Origin of the sequence: Flagellimonas ulvae (assembly GCF_049333175.1) — a bacterium.
In the GTDB taxonomy this organism is placed as follows: Bacteria; Bacteroidota; Bacteroidia; order Flavobacteriales; family Flavobacteriaceae; genus Flagellimonas.
Map to the genome: position 1 here is coordinate 2,295,906 of NZ_CP186325.1, position 21,478 is coordinate 2,317,383.

Here is a 21,478-nt window from a genome sequence, read left to right on the forward strand (position 1 = left end):
TTTTTATAAAATTACAAAAAAGCCTTACAAAATTAGTAACCCAATAATATATATGAGACTTCCAAACAACATAAAAACCAGAGTATAGGGTAGTATTTCCTTAGCCTTTAGTTTGGTAATTCCTAAAAGAGGAAGTGCCCAAAACGGTTGGAGCATATTCGTAATCTGGTCACCGTAGGCCAAGGCCATTATAGCTTTGGGCAAAGGAACTCCCAATTGTAGTGCTGACTCCAATACCAAAGGGCCTTGTATGGCCCATTGTCCTCCGCCACTAGGTACAAAAATGTTGACCAAACCAGCACTAAAAAAGGTAAAAATGGGCAATGTAGTGGCATTGCTGATTGAGACGAAGAAGTCTGAAATAGCTTTTATCATACCGCTTCCGGCCATAATCCCCATGATGCCAAAATATAGAGGAAACTGAATTAGAATACCTGATGTATCCGCAATGGCCTCTTGTACCGCTTCCAAAAAACTTTTGAAACTCCCATGTAGCACTATCGCCAATCCCAACATAAAAAAATTAAGCATGTTGGGGGTAATGTTCAATTGTTGAAGTGGCACTAGGTATTGGACCAAAAATGCAGTAAAAAGCAATACTCCAAAGATTAAAGCCATAATCCTGGAGTAGTCTAATCGTTCTGCCCCCATTAAATCTTTTTTCTTTATTGTATTGAAGGTATATGGTTTTAAATGGATTGATGTAGGTACGGTTCTTTTTCCCATAAAAAAGGCAAGCAGTCCAGTGACCACAAGCACTACAAAGAACAACAACAGGTTCCAAGCACTCAATATGGTCAACGAGGTAGAAATTGAAGAAGGAAGTTGTTCCAGTAAACTAGTATTGGAAACACCGGCCAACAAATCTGATATATGGCCTTCTTCAGCTACTTTGAGTGGCGCAGAGCCACTGATACCACCATGCCATATCATTAAGCCTGCATAGCCTGAAGCGCCAATTAAGGGGTAATTTAAGGGTATTTGGTTTGCTTGAGCATGCTCACCCACTTTACGGGCCAGAATAGCTCCAAAAATGAGTCCCAAACCCCAATTGAAAAAGGAAACCAACATAGTAGAAACCACAACCAGTACAGCAGCAGTAGACGTGTTTGTAACCCATTTGGTTATTCCAAGCATCAAGCGTTCCATGGGTTTGCTTAAAACCAACACATGGCCCAGTACCAAAATCAGCATCATTTGGTAGGCAAATACCAAAAGACCACTATTCCAAATTCCATTTTCCCAATAGGAAAGAATAGTTGTGATTCTTTCCCCTTCGGAAGAATCATCAGAAAATACAAATGCCAAAACCAATGTTAGTATGGTGAGCAGAACGGCAATGGTAAAAGGAGACGGCAAGAACCGCCTAAAAATATGTTCTATGAGTTTGGTAAAACCCAAGCTGATTTAAAAAGGAAGATCGTCGTGGTCTTCTTCATTCAAATCATCAGCAGGTTCAAATGCTTCCATAGGTGGAACAGGAGGCATGTTTTCTGTCGCAGTAGCACCTTCCAAATTCTCTATGCGCCACCCTTGAATGGAGTTAAAATATTTTACCTCACCCTGGGGGTTGGTCCATTCCCTTCCTCTAAGATTTATGCTTACTTTGACTTGTTGCCCTACCTGGTAATTGTTCAATAAGTCGCATTTATCCTGAACAAACTCGACTAGAATATGTTGAGGATATTGCTCTTCCGTAGTAATTACAACTTCGCGTTTTCTGAAACCATTGTTCCCATAGGTTTTGGTCTCATCAATCATTTTTATTCTTCCCTGGACTTCCATGTTATCTGCTTTTCAAAATGCCTCAAAAATACAAAAACCAAGTCCACTAAAATGAGAATCTATTAACGAACTATCAACAGTATTTTTCATTTTCCGCTATCTTTAAAGACAATTATATCAAAAAGTGAACTTCAACCCCAAAAGAAAAGCTTCCAATATTACATTGCTGATTTCGGCATTCGTAATTGTGAGCTTAATTCTTTGGAACACGAATAGTTTTTTTAAAAAATTCAAAGAAGAGGAACGGCTAAAAATGGAAATTTGGGCTACTGCCCAATTGGAGCTTATCCAGTCTTCCGTAGATCAAGAACTTGGAAACCTTACCCTTAAGGTTATGGGCAACAATACCTCTACTCCCATGATTTTAGTGAACGAGGCAGGGACCATTAAGACGCACAATATTCCAGAAGAAAAAGCGCAGGACTCCATATACCTGCAAAAAAAGATTTCACAATATAGAAACGAGAATCAACCCATTCAAATAGTTCAAGATGGAGAACTTTTGGAAACCTTGTACTATGGAAACTCTGAGGTCTTGAACAAGTTGAAATATTATCCGCTTGCGCTCTTGCTCATCATTTTTTTGTTCGGTACCGTGATTTTCTTCTTTTTCAAGACCAACAAAGCTTCGGAACAAAACAAACTATGGGCCGGTATGGCCAAAGAAACCGCTCATCAGATTGGCACACCATTAACTTCGTTGTTGGGTTGGAACGAGTTGCTAAAATCAGAAAACATCAATGAAGACATCACCAAAGAAATAGATAAAGATATTTCCCGACTACACACCATAACTGAGCGATTTTCCAAGATTGGTTCTACTCCAAAGCTTGAGGTCCATGATATTGTTTCTGAGACTGAAAAAGCCTATGAATATCTAAAACGAAGAAGCTCAAAACTCATTCATTTTTCGTTTAGTTCCAACATTTCTGAACTCCCGGTGCTTTTAAATCTTCCTCTTTATAATTGGAGTATCGAAAACCTGGTCAAAAATGGTATTGATGCCATGAAGGGCAAAGGAAACATTCGTATTGAAATTGAACAGAAAGGACAAAACGTCAATGTCTTGGTAACAGATACTGGGCATGGCATACCAAAAAGTGACTTTCAGAACATCTTTAACCCAGGAGTTACCTCAAAAAAGAGAGGTTGGGGGTTAGGTCTTTCCCTTGTGAAGAGAATTGTAGAAGAATACCATAAAGGAAAAATTAAAGTACTTTCGTCAAGTAAAGAGGGAACAATCATGCAGATTTCCCTTAAAGCAAGCCCCTAATCCCTATAACCTATGTCCAAAATTCGAAACATTGTGATAAAGGATGCAGATATTACGAATAACTGCCCGGAGTGCTATAATCAAGAGTTAAAGATTACCTTTTACCAAAAGCATACCCATAATCCTTTTTTCCACAGAACTACAGATGAAGTGACCCACGAAATCAAATGCAAAAAGTGCTACTCCGTTATTTATCCCGTGAACTGGACTACGGATATTGAGCGTGTATTTGATTATTACAATAAGTTGGTAAAACCGGATAAACCGTCAATACGATTTACCACCTTGTTTTTTATACTCCTTATTCTTGTTTTAGGGCTTATTGGAACTTTGATATATCTCCATATGGAGGGCATTATTTAAGATGTTCGCCTATTCTCTTGGCAATATCTTCAAACTCTGTTTTTTCCAAGGAAACTTTATGCTGAAAAGTTGCATTTTTCATACTGCTCAACGGAATCAAATGAACATGTACATGTGGAACCTCCAATCCAATGACAGTCATTCCCACGCGCTCACAAGGTATGAAAGATTCGATTGCAGCGGCAACATTATAGGAAAAGTCCATCAGTTTTAAATAGGCCTCTTTATCCATATCCCAAATCTTGTCCACTTCATTTTTGGGAACGCAAAGTGTGTGTCCTTTTGCATTGGGATTGATGTCCAGAAAAGCAATATGGTCATCGTCCTCGGCAACTTTGTAACATGGGATATCTCCGTTTATGATTTTTGTAAAAATACTGGCCATCTATGAAGTTTTTAAATAAAAAAATCCCGCCCATTGGCAGGATTAAATATAATCAATTCAGGTTCCTACTGTCTTGTAATTTCCAGAATATCGAACTTTAAAGTCCCATTGGGAACCGTAATCTCTGCGACATCTCCCACAGACTTGCCCAAAAGTCCTTTACCGATGGGTGATGTAACCGATATCTTTCCTGCTTTAAGGTCTGCTTCGCTCTCAGCAACCAAGGTATATTTCATTTCCATTCCATTGGTCTGGTTCTTCAATTTTACAGTGGATAAAACCAAAACTTTAGAAGTATCCAATTGGGATTCATCAATCAATCGAGCGTTTGCCAAAGTCTCCTCCATTTTGGAAATCTTCATCTCAAGCAGTCCTTGCGCCTCTTTTGCCGCATCATATTCGGCGTTTTCAGAAAGATCTCCTTTATCGCGTGCCTCTGCAATGGCCTGTGAAGCTTTTGGACGTTCCACATCCTTTAAATGGTTTAGCTCTTCCCGTAACTTCTTTAATCCCTCTTCGGTATAGTATGATACTTTACTCATCTTCGTCATTTTTAATGCAAAAGAACATCGGAGAAAACAAAGTTGTTTTCCCAATGGCTTTATCTTTAGAAATACAAAAATCCTCAACTAACCCCGTGCACTGCACGTTTTTTGCGAGGATTTAACGCAAATATAGGCATTTTTTGCCCAAATTTGTCGTTATAATGCTTTGAAATTGAACCTATGAAATACTTCTGGGGCCTTGCCCTTCTCCTGATTTTACTTGGATGTGACAACGACCGAGAAAACAGAAATCCCTTCTTGCAAGAGGTCCGTTTTAGATTTGAACTCGATTTAAATCTTCCTCTATATAACAATTTGAATACTATTGGCAATCCAGTTTATGTGGGAAACTCAGGTGTTGGAATCAGAGGGGCTTTTGTTATCAGAAACGGTATTGACACCTTCCTTGCTTTTGAAGCAAATTGCCCAAATCAAACTCCAAATGCATGTTCTACGATGGAAATTGATGGGCAAAATGTAGTCTGTCCCTGTGACGACCTAACCTATAGCCTGTTTACAGGCCAATTGCTAAACCGTCCAGATGATGGAAATCGGTATTTTGACCTTCTTTTTTATCAAACTACGCAAAGTGGAAATATCGTGACAATTTCGAATTAGCGTAATAAATTTCTTTTGGTTCCCAGTAAGGTATTTATCAGTATACGCAACAGCTTATTTTAAGCGCAACTATTTTCACTATATACAGGGTATTACAACTAGTTTTGCTTTTGTAATTTTACCATTGTGCCGTTGCATTTTCACATAAAATCGTGCAGGACCAGTAGAATAGTAAAGCAGAACACGTTTGTTCTTTGGTTTTTATGCTTTCTTTTACTTTGCTGGTCAGGTTCTGCTCAAGACACTCACATACAAGCTTTTGGATACACGCCAAAGACAGTTCCCGACTCCTTGTACCAATCGCTTAATGAGGCTTCGACTATGGAGCGCAGAGCTAGTGTTATCTCTACGATTGCTGAAAGGTATTTGGAATCGGGAAATGGTGATTCTGTCATACATTATGCAAGTATGTTGAATAAAACCCTTGAAGATATACCCAACCCAAATACTTCAGATTTGATTTTAAAAAATCGGCTGGAAGGGGATGGAAAGTATTTAAAGGGTTTATACGATGGGGCGCTCAAAGTGTATTTAGAGGGAATATCCTTGGATTCAACAAAAAATCAGCACAAGGAAACCCAAAAATGTCTACTAGGGGTTGGCCGGGTCTATCTCGCCAAAGGGCAACTGGACAAGTCTAGCGAGGTTATACTTGAGTGTACACAATCGCCAGAAATCGCAGCAGAAGCCTTTTTGCTTCTGGGTGTCATTCATTATGTGAAAAAAGACTTTAAGAATAGTCGAAAATATTATAACGCCGCATTAGAACGTATTGAAAATGAGGTTAATCCTAAACTCAAACAGCGGGTTCAGCTTAATCTGGGTAGATTGGAGGAGGTACAAGGAAATCATGAAAAAGCATTTGGCATATATGAGGAAATCATAAAATCCAGTATTCAATCTTCCTATTACGATTTATATACCGAAGCTGTGGTTCAATATGGACAATTGGCGACAGCTTTAGGGCATTTTGATCAGGCGGAAATGACGCTTTCCATGGCCTATACCAATGCCATTCAATGGAATCGTCTTGAACTTCAAAAACGAATCGTCAATGGATTAAGAAAAACCTATCAGCAAAAGGGCGATTACCAAAACGCATATAACTTAATGACACATTACGTAAGGGTATCGAATGAGATTGAGCGACAACAGAATTCGCAGATAGTCTCCGAGTTGGAAGTTCAGTATCAGACCTTGCGCAAGGAAAACCAAATTCTGGAACTCAAAGAGGAACAGTTGCAAAAACAAAATGAACTAGAGCGGCAAAAGACCATTAAGAAGGCATTCCTATACGGATTTTTGATTATCCTGATTCCTATATTGGCCTTGCTCTATGTCTATTATCAAAAACTCCAGACCCAAAGTCAACTTAACCTTAGAATGAAAGAATTGAATTCACAGAAAATGGGTGCGCTCATCAAGGAAAACGAATTGATGCTTACCAAAACTTCCTTGAAAGCCCAACAGGAAGAGCGAAGACGAATTTCCCAGCAGTTGCACGATAGTATTGGTAGTAATTTAGCCGGAATTAAGTTACAATTAGCAAATCTGCAGGATGATTCCAAAGGCTCAAACCTCATCTTAGACAAGATTGATGAAACCTATCAACAGGTTCGGGATATTTCCCATGATTTGATTCCCAAAAAGTTTGCCCAGGATGCTTTTTCTACTTTGCTTCGTGAATATGTGGAAAACATAACCAAGTCTTCGAACGTTCAATTCGAATTTTCCGTTTTTCCAGAAGAAGCGGTTGACACATTGAGCGAAGTAGTCAAAATTGAAATCTATGCCATTGTCCAAGAACTTGTGACCAATACGATCAAACATGCGGATGCAAAATCCATTGAGTTACATATTAACCTGGACGGCAATATACTTAATGTACTTTATGAAGACGATGGTATTGGATTCGATACGTCAAAAACAGCAAAAGGGATAGGTTTATCCAACATTGAAGATAGATTGTCTTCTTTGAGCGGAAACTTGAACATTGACAGTATTATAAATCGCGGTACCGCCATAACTATAGAAATACCTATTCAATTAGATGCAGCGTAAAGCAAAAATAATAGTGGTTGATGACCATAAGATGTTTCTGGATGGTCTTACCAGTATACTTGGCACACAGCCTAATCTGGAGATTGTAATGACCGCAAAAAATGGACTGAACGTAGAAAAATATTTGAAGATAAATTCCGATGACGGCATTGATTTGGTTATAATGGATTTGAGCATGCCGGACTATGATGGAATTACATTGAACAAGTACATAAAAACGCATAATCAAAACACAAAAACCCTAGTAGTGAGTATGCTGCATGATGTACGGACTGTTCAGACCTTAACCCAAGACAAAGTGGATGGCTATCTGCCCAAAAATGCCCCAAAAGAAGAATTACTAAAAGCTATCGATGAGATTTTAGAGGGTCGCAACTACTTCTCCCAGACCATCAAGGACACCTACTTAAAGGGTATGACATCACAGGAAACAGAACCAGAAAAATCCCTTTCCAAAAGGGAAAAGGAAGTGCTGAGACTTATTGCCATGGAACGGACAACCCAAGAAATTGCGGACGAATTGTTTTTGAGCAAACATACCATTGAAAGTTATCGGAAAAACCTCATTTCCAAATTAGGGGTGCGTAACCTTGCTGGGCTTACAAAGTATGCCATTAAATTGGGGCTTATCGAATAGAGATTCCACCTCTATCCCTGTTTTCAGGGGTTCAATTTTCACATTATTCAGGGTTGAGAACCCTTTACCCACAAAGTAGTTTTACTCCATAATCTAAAAACAAGAAAATTATGATTTATGGAATCACTTTGGTACTGTTGAGCATTGTCGCGGTACCTTCCTTGGTACTATCCAAAAAACCAAATGCCAAGGAGTTACTCGAAAAAATTGAACCCTATCAAGGTTGGATTGGCTTGGTCTTCTGTATATGGGGAGTATGGGGCATTATTACCGGAATTTTGAATCTTGGGTGGTTGACCAAAGCCCCTATTTGGTGGGTTACTTTAATGGCAGGTAGTTTGGTAGAGGCCATTCTTGGTTTTATGCTTGGTTTTGGTCTAATGAACCGTCTGTTCTTAGGTAAGAATAAAGAAGCTCAGGAAAAAGCGGCCCAGCTCAGAGAGAAAATCGCACCTAAACAAGGTAAGATTGGAGTTCTTGGAGTACTGGTTGGTATTTGGATGATCATTGCTTCTTTTCTATTTAGTGTTGTTTAAAAAATTGAATCATGAAAAAACTACTTTACATTTTCAGTATGCTGTGTGTTTTTAGCATAGCTGCCCAAGACGATGAAGGGCTCTCCAAGACAATCACCGTTAACGGCCATGTTGAAGTTCCAAGAGAAATCAAAGGATATCGAATTAAAGCCACTTTGAGCATGGACCAAGTCTATTACTCTGAGCCTACAATCACCTCATTGGAACAGCTTAAGAACAAATATTTCAAGGCACTTCAGGAAGCGGGGTTTGATTCTTCTAAATTCTCGGAAAACACTCAGGAATTTTTGGCGTTGGGCTATCAAAAAGAAGGTACTATCCTTGAATACGAAACTACCTCAAAGGAGGAGCTTAGATTGCTTTCAAAAGTAAAGATGACAGGAATTACGTTGGCATATCAATTTAAATCCGTGCTGAACCGAAGTCTACGTGAAGGATTGTTGGATACCGTACTTGAGAATGCCAAGAACAACGCTTCTCGAATCTGTAAGGCTGTTGGCGCCAAACCTGGTGATATCGTCAAAATTATAGGAGACCATCCCAAGACAGAGACTTGGGTGACCTATTTGGGCAGTAGTTATCCTGAATATTGGACACTTTCGGTAACCTATCGTATGGAATAGTATTTATATTAGTTGGTTAGTTTGGTTTCGGCCCATTGCCAGTTTTTGGTAGTGGGTCGATTTTTTATGCCCTGTCCAATAAAGGTAAAAGTCCACGCACATTCGCATCAAATGTAATTTATACCCACCTCATCTCTTTTATATGAGTTGCACAATTGACCGTTTGCAAAACTCTCCAAACCCAAACGTTTCCATTGGAGCATTTTCAATAAGGCCAAAGACATTAAAACATGGACACACTTACCGCATTTACCTCCATCTCGATAATCTAAATTGCTTCAATGATAACTTTTAAACACAAAAAAGCATCGGAAAACCGATGCTTTTTTATTCAAAGAAAGACTTCTTTTTAATATAAATCCAGATAGTTCACATAATCCAACCGAACATCAAGTCGGTCCATAAACGTTCTGGACGCACTGGGCCTTATTTGTTCATATGCCTTGAATACCGTTTTACCTTCTTTAGATACATACTGAACCTCTAGAGCTTCAGAATTTTTGTCACAAACTACCTTTTCCAACTCTTTGTCATAATCATATGTGGGTAAAACCCAAACCGTACCACTTTCAAATTTTCCGGCCTTGAAAGTAGCTCTGTGAATTTCATCTCCTTCTGTATTGTACCGAATAACAGTACCATTAAGTGCTTCCCTGCTTAAGGAAAAGCTATATTTTGCCTTATTTATTCCTGGATGATATATTGTGACCGTATCGTCACCATCTTTACTGTACTTCCTTAATACATTACCTGTTTTTAACGGTTTCAATTCACTGATGAGCACTCCATTCGCATATATCTTTTCTGCTTTTCCTTGATAGTTGGACAAAATCTCTTTGCCTTCATAGGGCAGGTCATTTTTGAAAATCATCGAGGAAACCACATTACCAGAGACATCATAATATGTTGCTTCGCCTTCTCTTTTACCTTCACTAAAGCTTATGAAATGGGTAACATTTCCGTAGGCATCATAATATGTGAACTTTCCCTCTTTAACATCATCCAAATATTTACCAACAATCTCAGGTTCTTGATTATAGGTCAACTTCTCATAGGTGCCGTTTTTCTTTCCATTTAAAAAAGTGAACCTTTCCCGCGTTTGGTAGTCGTAAAATGTACCCTCAAAAGGTTTTCTATCCTTATATTTCAAAGTAGAGAGCAACTCTCCATCACGGGTATACACGCGTGCATAAGAATCGACATCGATATCTTCTATCAGCACTTGTTTCTTTTCATTTCCCCTTAGATATACCTGTTCATACCTCATCAATTTCTCCGTAACACCCATATTCTTTTTTTCCATTCTCTTCAATACATCCGTACCATAGAAATACTCAAAAAGCTGTCCGTCTTGGTTTACATAGTCATAGGTGCTTACTTTCTCGCCCTTTTCATTATAAAAGACGCCTTCCGTTTCTTTATAGCGTTTATAACTTATTTCAGACCTCTTATTGCCATTCCCGTAGTACTGTACTTTTTTGACATAATTGTATCCGTTTGGACCGTAAAAGGTTTCTTCCTTATAACCGATACCACTATCATAATCGTACGCGATATTGATGTCCTTAATCTTAACTTCATCTTTGTATTCGTAAACACTTGTTAAACGACCTTTTGAATCTTTAAAGAATTGTTTTCCCGTCAAAGGAGTATAGTAGTTTTCCTTGGAAAGGGTCAGTCTACCTATTTCATTGCCCTTCATATCATAGTATACCTCTGTTGCTCCATCCCGGCTCTTAAAGATATTCTTGGTGTCTTGGTAATATTGCGTCTCATATACTATTTTACCCTCCTTATATTTTCTTACAAAATCCAATGCATATTCCGTTCCGTTCCACGGACTATACTTTTGGTATACCAAAGAGTCGTTCACCTTTCCCTGAGCATTATAGTAAAGTATCTTTTCCTTTCTATTTTCGGGGCCATATGTGGTATAGGATTGCAATTCTCCTTTATCATATTTTTTCTCCCAGACCATGTATCCTGACTCATAGGCCTGTATCATTCCGTATTCAATATCTTTACCACTGATGTAGCCGCTTTTACCTGTATATTTTTTTCCTTCATAAGGACTCAAGTATCCATTTTTCCAACGATATTCTATGCTGTCCAATTTTTTTCCATCACGATCATAAAAAACGCTCTGATATTTAGGCTTAGTCATAAAATGAACACGTAGCACACCAGCTTCATCATAATATGATGTATTTAGATATTTTCCTTTTTCGTAATGTGTAATAGTTCTGGAAGCTAGCCCTAAATCATAAAAACTAAGCTCGGAACCATCGTGAAGTATGCCATCCACGTAGATTCCTTCCGCGATGATATTTTCATCATTGTCATAAGAGATGCTTTTGATGATTTTCGTTTCCCCCTTTTCATTCTTGGCACTATATCGTTCGTTTCTTCTACCCGTGAAACTACCTGAATGGGAGATTTCGACCAAAGTATCGTTCCTGAATTCGGAATAAAACAAATAATTGCGGTAATCCACATTCTGCTTTCCTGCGACAAAACGCCCTCTTTTGTAGGTTCCTGTCAATTTTTCATCCCCCAAGTAGCTGATAAACTCCCTTTCAAGTCTTCCATTGACAAAATTCCCTACCTGAAATGGTTTTCCGTTTTCACGATACCAGACTACTTTGCCTTCCCAATAATCTCTATCCGGCTTTGTGGAATAGCCTTCCATTTGCAATTGGCCACTTATGTAATAATCGCGAACCCTGAACAGGTCATTTTCCGCTTTGGATGAAATTCTGTAGAACATGGCTTTGGCCTTGTCAGATTCTTTCCATTTGGCATCATACCAAATTGTGTCGTTTTGTGATTGAAGATTTGTTACACAACAAAATAGAAGCGTCCATACAGGAACTAATGTACGAATGCCAAAAAACGAGGTTTTCATAAAAGTCATTTTATTTTTTAACAAAACTAAGGTGGAATACATGGAGTCCAACCCCTGAATACAGGGTTTTTTGGTATTGGAATTCTAACTTTACCCCATGATAACTGTAAAGTATTTACAATATTATCCCTTTCTTCTAAAAACCAACTTTAGGATAAGAAGTACAATAAAGGCCAAACCACATATGGGCAGTATCATAAAATACAACCACAGTATGGCCCCAGGACCATTTTCATCCCACATATTTCCATCGGGAGGCGTAGAAAAAAAAGCGTAGGCCAAAGGAAAAAGGTACAGTAGTGCGTTTAAAATCAGTAAAATGTTCAATATTAAGCCCCGTCCTTTTACCGCATCTTTAATGAAACACAGTCCAACGCATATCAAAGAAGGAAGCAAAAAGAGTATAAAAACTAGTGTTTCGGACATTTTGCTGTTTATTTAAAACGAATTATATAATTCATATTATCTTGTTTGATACCCTCCGCCTCCACGATAGCTCAAAACAATACCATGGGTATTGCGCAAAGGCGAATCTCCACCTCCTTGCGTATAGCTGTACAAAGCTCTAAAATTCTTTAAAAGATAAAACCCTGCCAAGGCATTAAATGTATTGCTTGTTCTAAAACCAGCTCCTATCTCAATAGCGTTTTTAAAGCTGAGGGAAAGATTGGTGTCTACTTGTAAAGGCGCGCCCGATTCATATTTGAACAACATGCTGGGCTTAAGGATAAAATCAGGTTGGTATGGATTCAAAACAAAATGATATCCTGTGTATCCGTAAAAAGGACGGGATATATTGAGATTATCCTGATTGGTCAGGGCACCGCCCAAAATATTGGGTGCAGAAACTCCAGCAAAGAAATTCCCATACCCTAGGAGAACACCAACTCCTGCCGTGGGCAAAGTGGAATTTATGTTTTCTGCAAAATTGGGGTCGTTCTGTATGCCCAGGCTCAATAAATCTTGATTATAGATCAAAGCTCCTGCACTTAATCCAAAGGAAATAAAGGAACGATCATACACCTTCCAATAGGGTTGTGCATTGTCATTGAGATAAATCTTGTAAGAATATGCAGCAAAAAACTGGGTTGCCGATGTCACCCCTATTTCATCATTAATAATCCCAACACCCAAACCTACTTTTTCGTTTCGCAAAGGCGTGTTGAAGGTAAACATCAAACTCCGGGGTGCACCCTCAAAATCAACACTACCAAAACCAATATTGCTCAACGTTGCTTCAGCCTCTGGTTGTGCACCTGCATACGCAGAATTGATAATAAAGGGATTGTAATTGTATTCAGTAAATGTTGGTGTTTGCTGTGCAGAAACCGACGAGAACACACAGAAAAGAAGTAAGAGTAGTATACAATTGTTTTGTTTGGTCATCTGCTTATCTTTTAAGAACTACGTATCCTTGGGTTATTCTCAGGTTGTGGTCTTCTGGAATGTTTATCTGAAAGAAATAGGTTCCCTCCGGTAATTGACCGGCTCCCAAACCCGTTAGTTGATTGGCTTCGCCATAAAATACATTCGCAGCGTTGTCATACCCTTCCATTTTAAATACCGTATCTCCCCAACGGTTGTAAATGGTGACTGTATTATTTGGATAGTTCTCAATTCCATTAATTTCCCAGTATTCATTGATTCCATCACCATCAGGTGAAAAACCAAATAGGGAATCTACATCAGGTTCCATTGGAATCTCAGGTATTTCAGGAGGTTCTATGGTAATAAATGTTTCCGAAGAACATCCTATAGCGTCCCCGCTTGAATTATAGGGTGTAATTGTTACAAATATTTCAGTGGCAAATAAAAAATTATCCTCTGGATCATACGAAGTCAAAAGGGCCACATCTCCTTCAAAAATTTCTGTACCGCCTTCCGTGGTTCCAACTCTAATACGATATCCCTCAGCATTCATTACCGCATCCCATTCTATCAAAGTGTCTATAGGAACATCCACAGCTCCATTAATTGGGTTGGAAAGTGAAGTGCAAACAGGGGCCGTGGGCGCTGCCGGAATTATGTCAAAGCTCTCTGGTGTGCAGCCCAAGGCATCCACAGCACCTATAAAGGGGACAATCGTCACCGTGACCCTCTCACCGTTGTCAAAATCGTTCGCAAAGTTGTGCACAGTTCCCGTTACGACCAAGTCCGTCTCATCGTTCAAGTTACTGGTACTGCCATTTATGGTGATACGGTACCCATCGACTCCCGGTACAGCGCTCCAGCTGATCTCTGAAAGGTTCACCGCTACATCCGTTGCGCCATCAGTCGGGGATAAAAGTGAGGTGCACGCAGGGGCCGTGGGCGCTGCCGGAATTATGTCAAAGCTCTCTGGTGTGCAGCCCAAGGCATCCACAGCACCTATAAAGGGGACAATCGTCACCGTGACCCTCTCACCGTTGTCAAAATCGTTCGCAAAGTTGTGCACAGTTCCCGTTACGACCAAGTCCGTCTCATCGTTCAAGTCACTGGTACTGCCATTTATGGTGATACGGTACCCATCGACCCCGGGTACGGCGCTCCAGCTGATCTCCGACAGGTCCGCTGCTACATCCGTTGCACCATCAGTCGGGGATAAGAGTGAGGTGCACGCAGGGGGTGTGGGTATAATCATTCCTGAAACAATAGTAAAACGCTCTGGACCACATCCAGAAGCAGTATCAATAGTATTTTCCGGAACAATAGTTACTGTCACTTCTTCTCCTGGAGTAAAATCGTTGGAAAAAGTCAAAAAAGTATCCGTTGTAGTTGTGGTTATATCATTAGCTGCACTTGGGCTCCTTACCGTTACGGTATATTCATCTGCACCATTAGCGGGGTTCCATGTTATTTGGGATAGATCTACAGCAACATTCCCATCTCCATCCGTCGGAGCTAATAGTTCTGTACATTCTGGCGCAACCAAAGCTGAGCTGGTCCTGAAGGATTGTTCAACACAACCTGTAAAATCACCATCGTCATAAATAGGGGTAATAGTTACTCCAATATTTGTATTGGGTGGAAAATCACTTGGATAATTATACACGGTAACCTCATTCACATTTTCCTCAGTCAGCAGCGTCACACCAGTGTCAAGATTTCGTATGGTTATTTTATATCCACAGGCTCCCAGATTGTCATTCCATTGAATTCCTGAGTTTACGGGAACATCGGTCAAAGGCATATCCAGGGTGACGCAATCCTTGGTAGCGTTTACTGTAAGTGTGATATCATTTCGAACAAGTAAAAGGTTCTTTCCGTTGGTGCCCGGAGGGTTTGCATCTTCAAATGGTACAAGGTCACTTGTGATTTCAGCGTAATAAACTCCGGTGTCACAGGTATTCAAATCATTAAGAACTAATTCTGGTGAATCTGGCGCATCCGTAATTTCCACACCGTCTTTGAACCATCTGTAGTGGTTTTGTGCTCCTCTCACCGTAGTGGTAAGTGTGATACTTTCGCCCGCATTTCTTATAGGGTTTTCAATTATATTGACCTTAGCTTGTGGTGCGTAGGTATATTCCCGAATCACTACATCCGGTGATGGTCCAATGGACTGGGTGGTGGTCAAATTCACCAAACCTAAATGTTGGTCTTCAAAATCGCCAAAATGAAATTGATTTTCCTCTATTTTGAGTGTAAACCTCCTCGTTTGAACTGCTGGGTCGTATAAACTTAAGAAATCCGGAAGAGGCCCAGATAGCAAATTGTTATTTGCAATCAAAGCTCCTCTTAGACGCCCATCAGCGATTATATGGTCTTCAAATTGTTCCAAAATAGCTGTTCCGGGAAATAGGTTGAATGCAATGTTCAAACTGGAAAGCTCAGTGTTTTGGGTAATATCCAGCGATTCTATTTGGTTGTTGTCCGTCGTTAAGCTAAACAGCTTTACGTTTTGCGTCAAATCCAATCCCGTGCCGGTAAATAGATTTTCTCCTATATCGAGAATCAGTAATTCGGTATTATTAGTAACATCCAATGTTGGAATTTGATTCTGGCTTAAATTAAGGTATTGCAGATCAAGATTTTGTGATAAATCAACACCTGGAAGTTGGTTTTGATTAGCTTCCAGTCGATTTAAATTCAAATTTTGGGTCACATCCAGACTGGTGAGGTTGTTATCGTAGACGCGAAAACTTGTAAGTTGCGGATTCTGGGTAATATCTACCGCGTTCATCATATTTTGCGTCAACCATACGTCTCGTAAAACTGCGCTATTGGTCAAGTCAATGTTCAATGGTGCTGTTTTTGCGAATCTGATATCGAGGTTGGTCAAAGCTGGTGCAGGAGACAAATCCAAAGAAGATCCAAAATCATGATGCCATACGGTCAGTCGTGTCAAAGTGGTCGTTGAGGGCAATAGAAGCGTTTCTACATCGGTTGAAAATAAACCCAAACGTTCCAAACCTATCATTTCTGAAACATCTACCGTCCGAAAATCTATACTACTCAATTCTAGAGCTTTGAGTGCATCTCTTTTGTTGGGATATATAATGGTCACATTTACGTCACTTCCTATAATTCTGAAGTTTAAATCACCTGTTAACTGTGAAAGATCTATGGTTGGGACACTGAGGTTGGCCACAGAAATATTGGTCAACGTAGCAGTGACAGGTAAGGTCAATGAGGTAATGCTCCGAACGGTTCTTACATTCAGGTTTTCAAGATTGATGTTTTGGGACAAATCCAAAGTAGTGAGCAGAGGTGGGGCTGTATCATTATTGAATTCCAAAACCCTCAAGGCCACATTCTGAGTCAAATCCAAAGTGGCCAATGCCGTATTTCGTGCAAACCGCAATTCTTCGAGAAGCACTAAAGTAGTTAAGGGAATTGTGGGAACTTGGTTTTGTCCAGCATTTAAGGTGACCAAATTTGTGAAGGCTTCCAACCCTGCGAAATCAATTATATCATTGCGAGTTACATTAAGGTTGGTAACAGCAATAGCATCAGCATTCAAAATATTACCTGTTAATCCGTTACTATCGATTCCTTCATCCACAAGAAATTGCTCAAAATTGGCATCTGGAATTAATGTTTGGGCATAAGAAACAAAGGATAATAGAAAAAGTAAACTTACAAGGAGTCTGCGGAACATACTTTAGCGTTTGGGGTTATTGGTCAGCCATTTACTGTGGTCGAAGCAGCTAAAAATAACTTGATGTAGAAGGCTTCGACAATTTTTTGTTGTCAAAGTACCGAAACCATATAGTGAAATACTTCCCTGAAAACAGTGAAAATCAAGAATGTAAAACAAAGAAATGTTTGGTTGATTGCTATTTCCTGTGTTTTAGGGCGAAATTATATCTGTTGACATGCTAAAGTGTACCCAAAATAGAGTCCATAACCCAACTGGTATGTAATCCTGATTCACCCATTGATGTGTGGGTACCGTATCCACATAAATGGTTTTTGATGTTCTCAGCATGAAATTTTTGGACATGTTGTGGATGGGGAATTTCAAGAACTTTTTTTCCTGAAGTATTTTCTAAAATGAGTGGCGCCTCATCTAATATCGCAAAGGATATTTTTCCTATAGAACCAAAAATCTCAACAACATCCTCTCGGTGATGTGTTAAAAAATTCCAACTTCCCTCACCGGTTATCCCGTTTTTATGAACCCAAGAACCTGTTATCGAATCATAAGCGGTATATAATCCTCCTTGATTTAAGGCAAAGCCATTGGCCATTTCAATTTCTCCGAGTAAAAAAGTAAACAGATTCAGCCCGTGGCTTGCCAAATCATCAAAATACCCCCCTCGAGCCACTTTAGCATCCGTTCGCCAATTGTATGCCTCACCTAAATCCATTGCGTTTGGAGGTTTTGTCTTCAGCCAGCGAATATGTCTCACTTTTCCTATTTCTTCAGTGTCCAGCCATTTTTTTACTTGAAGAAATCGTGGTAAAGACCTGCGGTAATAGGCAACGAACAAAGGCAATTCCTTCTTTTGAAAAGCTTGAAATATGGCCAAACTATCTTTATAGCTAGGTGCCATAGGTTTTTCAATACAACAAGGTTTTCCGGCTTTGGCCACCCACAGACCATACTGTTTATGCGAGTCTGGAGGGGTGGCTATGTACACCGCATCGATATTGGGGTTTTCAATGACCTCTTTTGCATCAGTGGTCCATTGGGGGATTCCATGTCGACTTGCGTAATCTGCGGCTTTTTCTTTGTTTCTTCGCATGACCATGGATACTTCAAAACCTTTCGTTTGTTGATAGGCCGGAACGCTTTTTTTCTCCGCTACGCTTCCACAACCAATTACTCCCCAACGAATCCTCTTGTTTTTCATGGTATGTTTAGATTCCTGAAAACAAAGAAAGCATCCTTTTTGAAGGAATCCTATTTTAGGACTCTTTCCTCAGCCTATCGTACCCACAAAAATCAATATTCCAGTCCTTGATATACTAAATCCTCATAAACTAAAGGTGTAGTCTCCAAGTTGTTCTCCATGAGCCACTTTAGAAATCCATTCACTCTACTTTTTTCCATCTTACCCCATTGATGCATTGGTCCATAAGCTACAAGGCTTTCTTTTTGACTTTTGACCAGATCAATGTCTGCATCGGTTTTAGAAACAAAAGGCTTTAAAATATGTGCTGCTTTTTCTGGATTTTCCATTGCATATGCAAATCCTTTTTTCGAAGCTCCTAAGAAAGAACTATAAGCTTCTTTTGAATGGTCAACAGCAGACTTGGAAGCCATTAATATTGGTGAATATCCATAGGGTATGCCATAATTAGACAAACGGAAAGTACGCAATTGAATCCCATTGTTCTGGGCTTGAACACCTTCCCAATTCATAAAAATCCATGTAGAATCGTATTTCTTGGAGAGTAATGTTGCCCAAATACCCAGTTTGTCAGGATATGTCAAATGCATTTCACCCTTACCTCCATCATTTATTATCATTTGACGAACAATCTCATCTTCGTATCGAGCCTTGTAAGAAGCGTACGTTTTTCCGTCCAAATCACTAGGTCTTTTTACGGGTGAATCCTCCAGCACAACAATAGCGCTTAAATCTTCTTGAAAAATCGTAGCAATTCCAACCGCATCAAACGCTTGCTTTTTCGTCCGATAACTGATAATACTTTCAAAAGGGCAAAGGGCCATGTCAGCCTCTCCTTGTTCTACTTTTTTTGCAGGAGTAGTTGCATAGTTGTCGTCTCCCGGGTTTAAAAGCTCAACCTGAAGTCCCTCCTCTTTGTAATATCCCAGTTCTTGGGAAACGAAAAAACCAATATGATTGATATTCGGTGTCCAATCCAGCGCAAGTTTAAGTGTTATCATTTTTATAGGTTTATGGTTGCTCCCAATAAAAAGTTTATTCCTGCCTGCGGATAAAATCCATTTCCTTCAACAGTGGTGATTGTTCCCGGAGTGGTAAAATCATCATCAAAGGTGAAAAAGAAACCGTTGTTCTCGTATTCCAAATCGAATAGGTTATTGATTTGACCTGAAAACACTATGGATTTTACAATTGGAATGCTAGTAATCTGATATTGGATATTCAAATCATTTACAAAGTAGGCCTCCAAACGAGAAACGGGTGAATCAATGTTCCCCATAAATTGTTCCCCTACATATTTTGAGAAGAAACTAAAACTCCAATTGTCATTTGGACTGTATGTAAAAACATTTCCAGCTATGATTTCTGGAGAAAATGAGATATTGGTATTGCCCAAATTTTGAAGTTCTCCATCTCTTTGAAAGAAAAAATCACGGTTTTTGTTGCTACTTAAAGCTAAGTTAGGTCTAACACTAAACTTATCAGAAATATTCCAATTCGCATCTATCTCCAAACCTAAACGAAAGCTACTACCACTATTTGTACGAATGGGAAAACCTACCTCATCTAAAGCACCTGTGAGTACCAATTGATTTCTAAAATCCAAGTAATAAACATTCGTATTCAACTGGAAATCTGAAGTAATGTGGCGCCATCCCAGCTCAAAATCGTTCAAACTTTCCGACTCTGGGTTTCCATTTTCAAAATCGACTCGAGCCGGTTCGCGATTAGCACGGGCATAAGAGAGATAGAGTTTATTATTTTGGTTAAGACTGTAGGTAACCCCGGCCTTTGGATTGAAAAAAGTATAGGTCTCATCAACATTCAAGGTTGCTCCAGGTTCGAACAATGAGCCTCCAGCCTCATAATTGATATTTCGTATCTGCAAGTCCCCAAATAGGGATAGTTGGTCATTTACTTTAAATGTTCCTTTTGCGTAGACGTTAAAGTCTTTCTTATCACTTTCATTTTCAAAAAAGCGATTGGGAATATTGGGCACTATGGCGAATTCCGAACCAATGATTTCACCAAACTGTTCGCCATCGTAGCGGTTCCATCCCCCACCAAAAACAGCATCCACTTTAGGAGAATTATAAATCAAGCTGAAAACCGTACCGTAAAAATCACTGTTCAGATGTTGACGTGTAATCAAGTCTGAGTTGGTAACCGTCTCACCTTCTGAATCGAATTCATCCAAACGGAAAAAATTCAAGGAAGCATCATCCACATATTGTTCAAAGAAACCTCTTCCATAGGTATAATGAAAAGAGATGTTTCCGCTCCAATTATCATCGAATTGTTGGGTTAAATGCAATTGATAATGGTCTTGTTTATAATTGTCGGTCTGACGATCATAAAATCGCTGAACGCCATCTCTATCTACATAAAGACCATCAAAATTAAAACGCCTATTGGATTCCAGACCTGCTGCATCCAAGCCAGCGAAGGAAAGTCCTGTAATCTCCTCCCCTCCAAAAACGAGTAATTTAATTTGGGTATTCTCGTCTTTATATACTCCATCCAAAAAATAGGAGCTCAAATCCGAAAAAGCACGATCCACGTAGCCATCAGATTTAATTCTTGATAGCCTACCTGAAAAAGCAAAGCGGTCATTTAAGAGGCCAGTTCCAAACTTCACTGTGTGTTTTCGGGTGTTGAAGCTTCCAAAACTGTTGGAAATCTGACCATAACCTTCTTCGGATACATTGTCCGTCAAAATGTTGATGCTAGCTCCAAAGGCTCCGGCACCATTGGTAGAGGTTCCCACTCCTCTTTGGATTTGAATGTTCTCAACAGAAGAGACAAAATCTTGAAGGTTGACAAAAAATGTGGTCTGGCTATCCGCATCGTTGTATGGAATTCCGTTGATAGTGACGTTGATTCGTGAATTATCGGCACCGCGAATACGAAAATCCGTGTAGCCAACTCCTGTACCATCAAATGTAGTAGAAACCACAGATGGCAAATAATTAAGCAAGACTGGAATGTCTTGACCCAAATTTACCTTAGCGATTTCGGTTTTTTGAAGATTGGAGAAAGTAACCGGAGACTCTTTGGTAACTCGAGATGCAGAAACAACAACCTCATTTAAGTTTACCTGTTTTCCTTCCAAAGAATCTGTTGGCGATTGTTGTGCACATAGATTGAGTGCAAGCCCAAAAAGGACTGTTGTTGTAAAAATAGTCTTAATGCGATACGTTTTATTGCTTTTTAACTTCCGCATTGAACCACTTCCGTGTTTAGTGGTTTTTTCAAAATAAATAGAACATAGTAGTTTCATTCGTAAAAATGTTACGAATAAAAGGGGCTATTATTCTGGTTAATAGATGATTTTTGTTTCCGTTGGGAAACGATGTAATTCCAAGATGCGTCTTAGCGCCTCCCTTGGCGGCATTACCCGCCCAGGTTCATTGGGTATAATCTCAGCCTTTCTAAAAAAGCACCCCTTTGAGATGGGTGCAAATGTACT

18 protein-coding genes are annotated in these 21,478 nt (G+C 39.5%); 7 read left to right on the forward strand and 11 right to left on the reverse strand.

What is annotated here, in order from left to right:
• Positions 1-24: 24 nt before the first annotated feature.
• Together ACOKFD_RS10540 and ACOKFD_RS10545 are read right to left on the reverse strand one after the other, a co-directional pair.
• The gene (locus tag ACOKFD_RS10540) at positions 25-1,401 is read right to left on the reverse strand and encodes a short-chain fatty acid transporter (protein ID WP_422857895.1); all 1,377 of its coding nucleotides are present in this window, start codon (positions 1,399-1,401) and stop codon (positions 25-27) included.
• A 6-nt stretch (positions 1,402-1,407) separates the two neighbouring features.
• Complete coding sequence (locus ACOKFD_RS10545) at positions 1,408-1,785, reverse strand: DUF3127 domain-containing protein (protein WP_422857896.1); 378 nt, start codon at positions 1,783-1,785, stop codon at positions 1,408-1,410.
• 124 nt (positions 1,786-1,909) lie between these two features.
• Between ACOKFD_RS10545 and ACOKFD_RS10550 the strand changes: the two genes are divergently transcribed.
• Positions 1,910-3,058, forward strand: coding sequence for a sensor histidine kinase (locus ACOKFD_RS10550; RefSeq protein ID WP_422857897.1), 1,149 nt, complete (start codon positions 1,910-1,912; stop codon positions 3,056-3,058).
• 12 nt (positions 3,059-3,070) lie between these two features.
• Positions 3,071-3,421: a hypothetical protein gene (locus ACOKFD_RS10555; RefSeq protein ID WP_422857898.1), complete on the forward strand. Its 351-nt coding sequence runs from the start codon at positions 3,071-3,073 to the stop codon at positions 3,419-3,421.
• Here ACOKFD_RS10555 and ACOKFD_RS10560 read toward each other — a convergent pair.
• Positions 3,414-3,806: an HIT family protein gene (locus ACOKFD_RS10560; RefSeq protein WP_422857899.1), complete on the reverse strand. Its 393-nt coding sequence runs from the start codon at positions 3,804-3,806 to the stop codon at positions 3,414-3,416. The two genes, ACOKFD_RS10555 and ACOKFD_RS10560, sit on opposite strands and share 8 nt — an antisense overlap.
• 65 nt (positions 3,807-3,871) lie before the next feature.
• A complete protein-coding gene (gene greA / locus ACOKFD_RS10565) occupies positions 3,872-4,348 on the reverse strand; it encodes a transcription elongation factor GreA (protein WP_422857900.1) in 477 nt (158 codons plus the stop codon).
• 183 nt (positions 4,349-4,531) lie between these two features.
• Here greA and ACOKFD_RS10570 point away from each other — a divergent pair, with 183 nt between their 5' ends.
• The 5 genes from ACOKFD_RS10570 to ACOKFD_RS10590 all read left to right on the forward strand — a co-directional run bounded on the left by ACOKFD_RS10570 (position 4,532) and on the right by ACOKFD_RS10590 (position 8,826).
• Positions 4,532-4,969, forward strand: a complete 438-nt coding sequence (locus ACOKFD_RS10570) for a hypothetical protein (RefSeq protein ID WP_298996795.1) — start codon at positions 4,532-4,534, stop codon at positions 4,967-4,969.
• 321 nt (positions 4,970-5,290) lie between these two features.
• A complete protein-coding gene (locus tag ACOKFD_RS10575; RefSeq protein WP_422857901.1) occupies positions 5,291-7,030 on the forward strand; it encodes a tetratricopeptide repeat-containing sensor histidine kinase in 1,740 nt (579 codons plus the stop codon).
• The gene (locus tag ACOKFD_RS10580; RefSeq protein ID WP_422857902.1) at positions 7,020-7,667 is read left to right on the forward strand and encodes a response regulator; all 648 of its coding nucleotides are present in this window, start codon (positions 7,020-7,022) and stop codon (positions 7,665-7,667) included. Before ACOKFD_RS10575 ends, ACOKFD_RS10580 begins: the two co-directional genes overlap by 11 nt.
• A 110-nt stretch (positions 7,668-7,777) precedes the next feature.
• On the forward strand, positions 7,778-8,203 hold the full coding sequence (locus tag ACOKFD_RS10585) for a hypothetical protein (RefSeq protein ID WP_422857903.1): 426 nt from the start codon (positions 7,778-7,780) through the stop codon (positions 8,201-8,203).
• A gap of 11 nt (positions 8,204-8,214) precedes the next feature.
• Positions 8,215-8,826 carry a hypothetical protein gene (locus ACOKFD_RS10590; protein ID WP_422857904.1) on the forward strand — a complete coding sequence of 204 codons (612 nt, stop codon included), beginning with the start codon at positions 8,215-8,217 and terminating at the stop codon, positions 8,824-8,826.
• A 349-nt stretch (positions 8,827-9,175) separates the two neighbouring features.
• On the opposite strand, the gene ACOKFD_RS10595 is transcribed toward ACOKFD_RS10590, so the two are convergent.
• The 7 genes from ACOKFD_RS10595 to ACOKFD_RS10625 form a co-directional block, all read right to left on the reverse strand.
• On the reverse strand, positions 9,176-11,731 hold the full coding sequence (locus ACOKFD_RS10595; RefSeq protein WP_422857905.1) for a toxin-antitoxin system YwqK family antitoxin: 2,556 nt from the start codon (positions 11,729-11,731) through the stop codon (positions 9,176-9,178).
• 123 nt (positions 11,732-11,854) lie between these two features.
• Complete coding sequence (locus ACOKFD_RS10600) at positions 11,855-12,157, reverse strand: hypothetical protein (RefSeq protein WP_298996784.1); 303 nt, start codon at positions 12,155-12,157, stop codon at positions 11,855-11,857.
• A gap of 36 nt (positions 12,158-12,193) precedes the next feature.
• A complete protein-coding gene (locus tag ACOKFD_RS10605) occupies positions 12,194-13,117 on the reverse strand; it encodes a PorP/SprF family type IX secretion system membrane protein (protein WP_422857906.1) in 924 nt (307 codons plus the stop codon).
• A gap of 4 nt (positions 13,118-13,121) precedes the next feature.
• Positions 13,122-16,811 (reverse strand): gliding motility-associated C-terminal domain-containing protein, encoded by a 3,690-nt coding sequence (locus tag ACOKFD_RS10610; protein WP_422857907.1) that lies wholly within the window; start codon positions 16,809-16,811, stop codon positions 13,122-13,124.
• Positions 16,812-17,031: 220 nt separating this feature from the next.
• On the reverse strand, positions 17,032-18,009 hold the full coding sequence (locus ACOKFD_RS10615) for a Gfo/Idh/MocA family protein (RefSeq protein ID WP_422857908.1): 978 nt from the start codon (positions 18,007-18,009) through the stop codon (positions 17,032-17,034).
• A 92-nt stretch (positions 18,010-18,101) separates the two neighbouring features.
• Positions 18,102-19,010, reverse strand: coding sequence for an ABC transporter substrate-binding protein (locus ACOKFD_RS10620; RefSeq protein WP_422857909.1), 909 nt, complete (start codon positions 19,008-19,010; stop codon positions 18,102-18,104).
• Positions 19,011-19,012: 2 nt separating this feature from the next.
• Positions 19,013-21,232 carry a TonB-dependent receptor gene (locus tag ACOKFD_RS10625; RefSeq protein ID WP_422857910.1) on the reverse strand — a complete coding sequence of 740 codons (2,220 nt, stop codon included), beginning with the start codon at positions 21,230-21,232 and terminating at the stop codon, positions 19,013-19,015.
• Positions 21,233-21,478: the final 246 nt, after the last annotated feature.

Excerpts from the sequence above, each read along its gene's own strand:
- ACOKFD_RS10545 (WP_422857896.1), bottom strand. The coding sequence starts at position 1,785 with ATGGAAGTCCAGGGAAGAATAAAAATGATTGATGAGACCAAAACCTAT.
- ACOKFD_RS10555 (WP_422857898.1), top strand. The coding sequence starts at position 3,071 with ATGTCCAAAATTCGAAACATTGTGATAAAGGATGCAGATATTACGAAT.
- ACOKFD_RS10560 (WP_422857899.1), bottom strand. The coding sequence starts at position 3,806 with ATGGCCAGTATTTTTACAAAAATCATAAACGGAGATATCCCATGTTAC.
- greA (WP_422857900.1), bottom strand. The coding sequence starts at position 4,348 with ATGAGTAAAGTATCATACTATACCGAAGAGGGATTAAAGAAGTTACGG.
- ACOKFD_RS10570 (WP_298996795.1), top strand. The coding sequence starts at position 4,532 with ATGAAATACTTCTGGGGCCTTGCCCTTCTCCTGATTTTACTTGGATGT.
- ACOKFD_RS10575 (WP_422857901.1), top strand. The coding sequence starts at position 5,291 with ATGGAGCGCAGAGCTAGTGTTATCTCTACGATTGCTGAAAGGTATTTG.
- ACOKFD_RS10580 (WP_422857902.1), top strand. The coding sequence starts at position 7,020 with ATGCAGCGTAAAGCAAAAATAATAGTGGTTGATGACCATAAGATGTTT.
- ACOKFD_RS10585 (WP_422857903.1), top strand. The coding sequence starts at position 7,778 with ATGATTTATGGAATCACTTTGGTACTGTTGAGCATTGTCGCGGTACCT.
- ACOKFD_RS10590 (WP_422857904.1), top strand. The coding sequence starts at position 8,215 with ATGAAAAAACTACTTTACATTTTCAGTATGCTGTGTGTTTTTAGCATA.
- ACOKFD_RS10595 (WP_422857905.1), bottom strand. The coding sequence starts at position 11,731 with ATGAAAACCTCGTTTTTTGGCATTCGTACATTAGTTCCTGTATGGACG.
- ACOKFD_RS10600 (WP_298996784.1), bottom strand. The coding sequence starts at position 12,157 with ATGTCCGAAACACTAGTTTTTATACTCTTTTTGCTTCCTTCTTTGATA.
- ACOKFD_RS10605 (WP_422857906.1), bottom strand. The coding sequence starts at position 13,117 with ATGACCAAACAAAACAATTGTATACTACTCTTACTTCTTTTCTGTGTG.
- ACOKFD_RS10610 (WP_422857907.1), bottom strand. The coding sequence starts at position 16,811 with ATGTTCCGCAGACTCCTTGTAAGTTTACTTTTTCTATTATCCTTTGTT.
- ACOKFD_RS10615 (WP_422857908.1), bottom strand. The coding sequence starts at position 18,009 with ATGAAAAACAAGAGGATTCGTTGGGGAGTAATTGGTTGTGGAAGCGTA.
- ACOKFD_RS10620 (WP_422857909.1), bottom strand. The coding sequence starts at position 19,010 with ATGATAACACTTAAACTTGCGCTGGATTGGACACCGAATATCAATCAT.
- ACOKFD_RS10625 (WP_422857910.1), bottom strand. The coding sequence starts at position 21,232 with ATGCGGAAGTTAAAAAGCAATAAAACGTATCGCATTAAGACTATTTTT.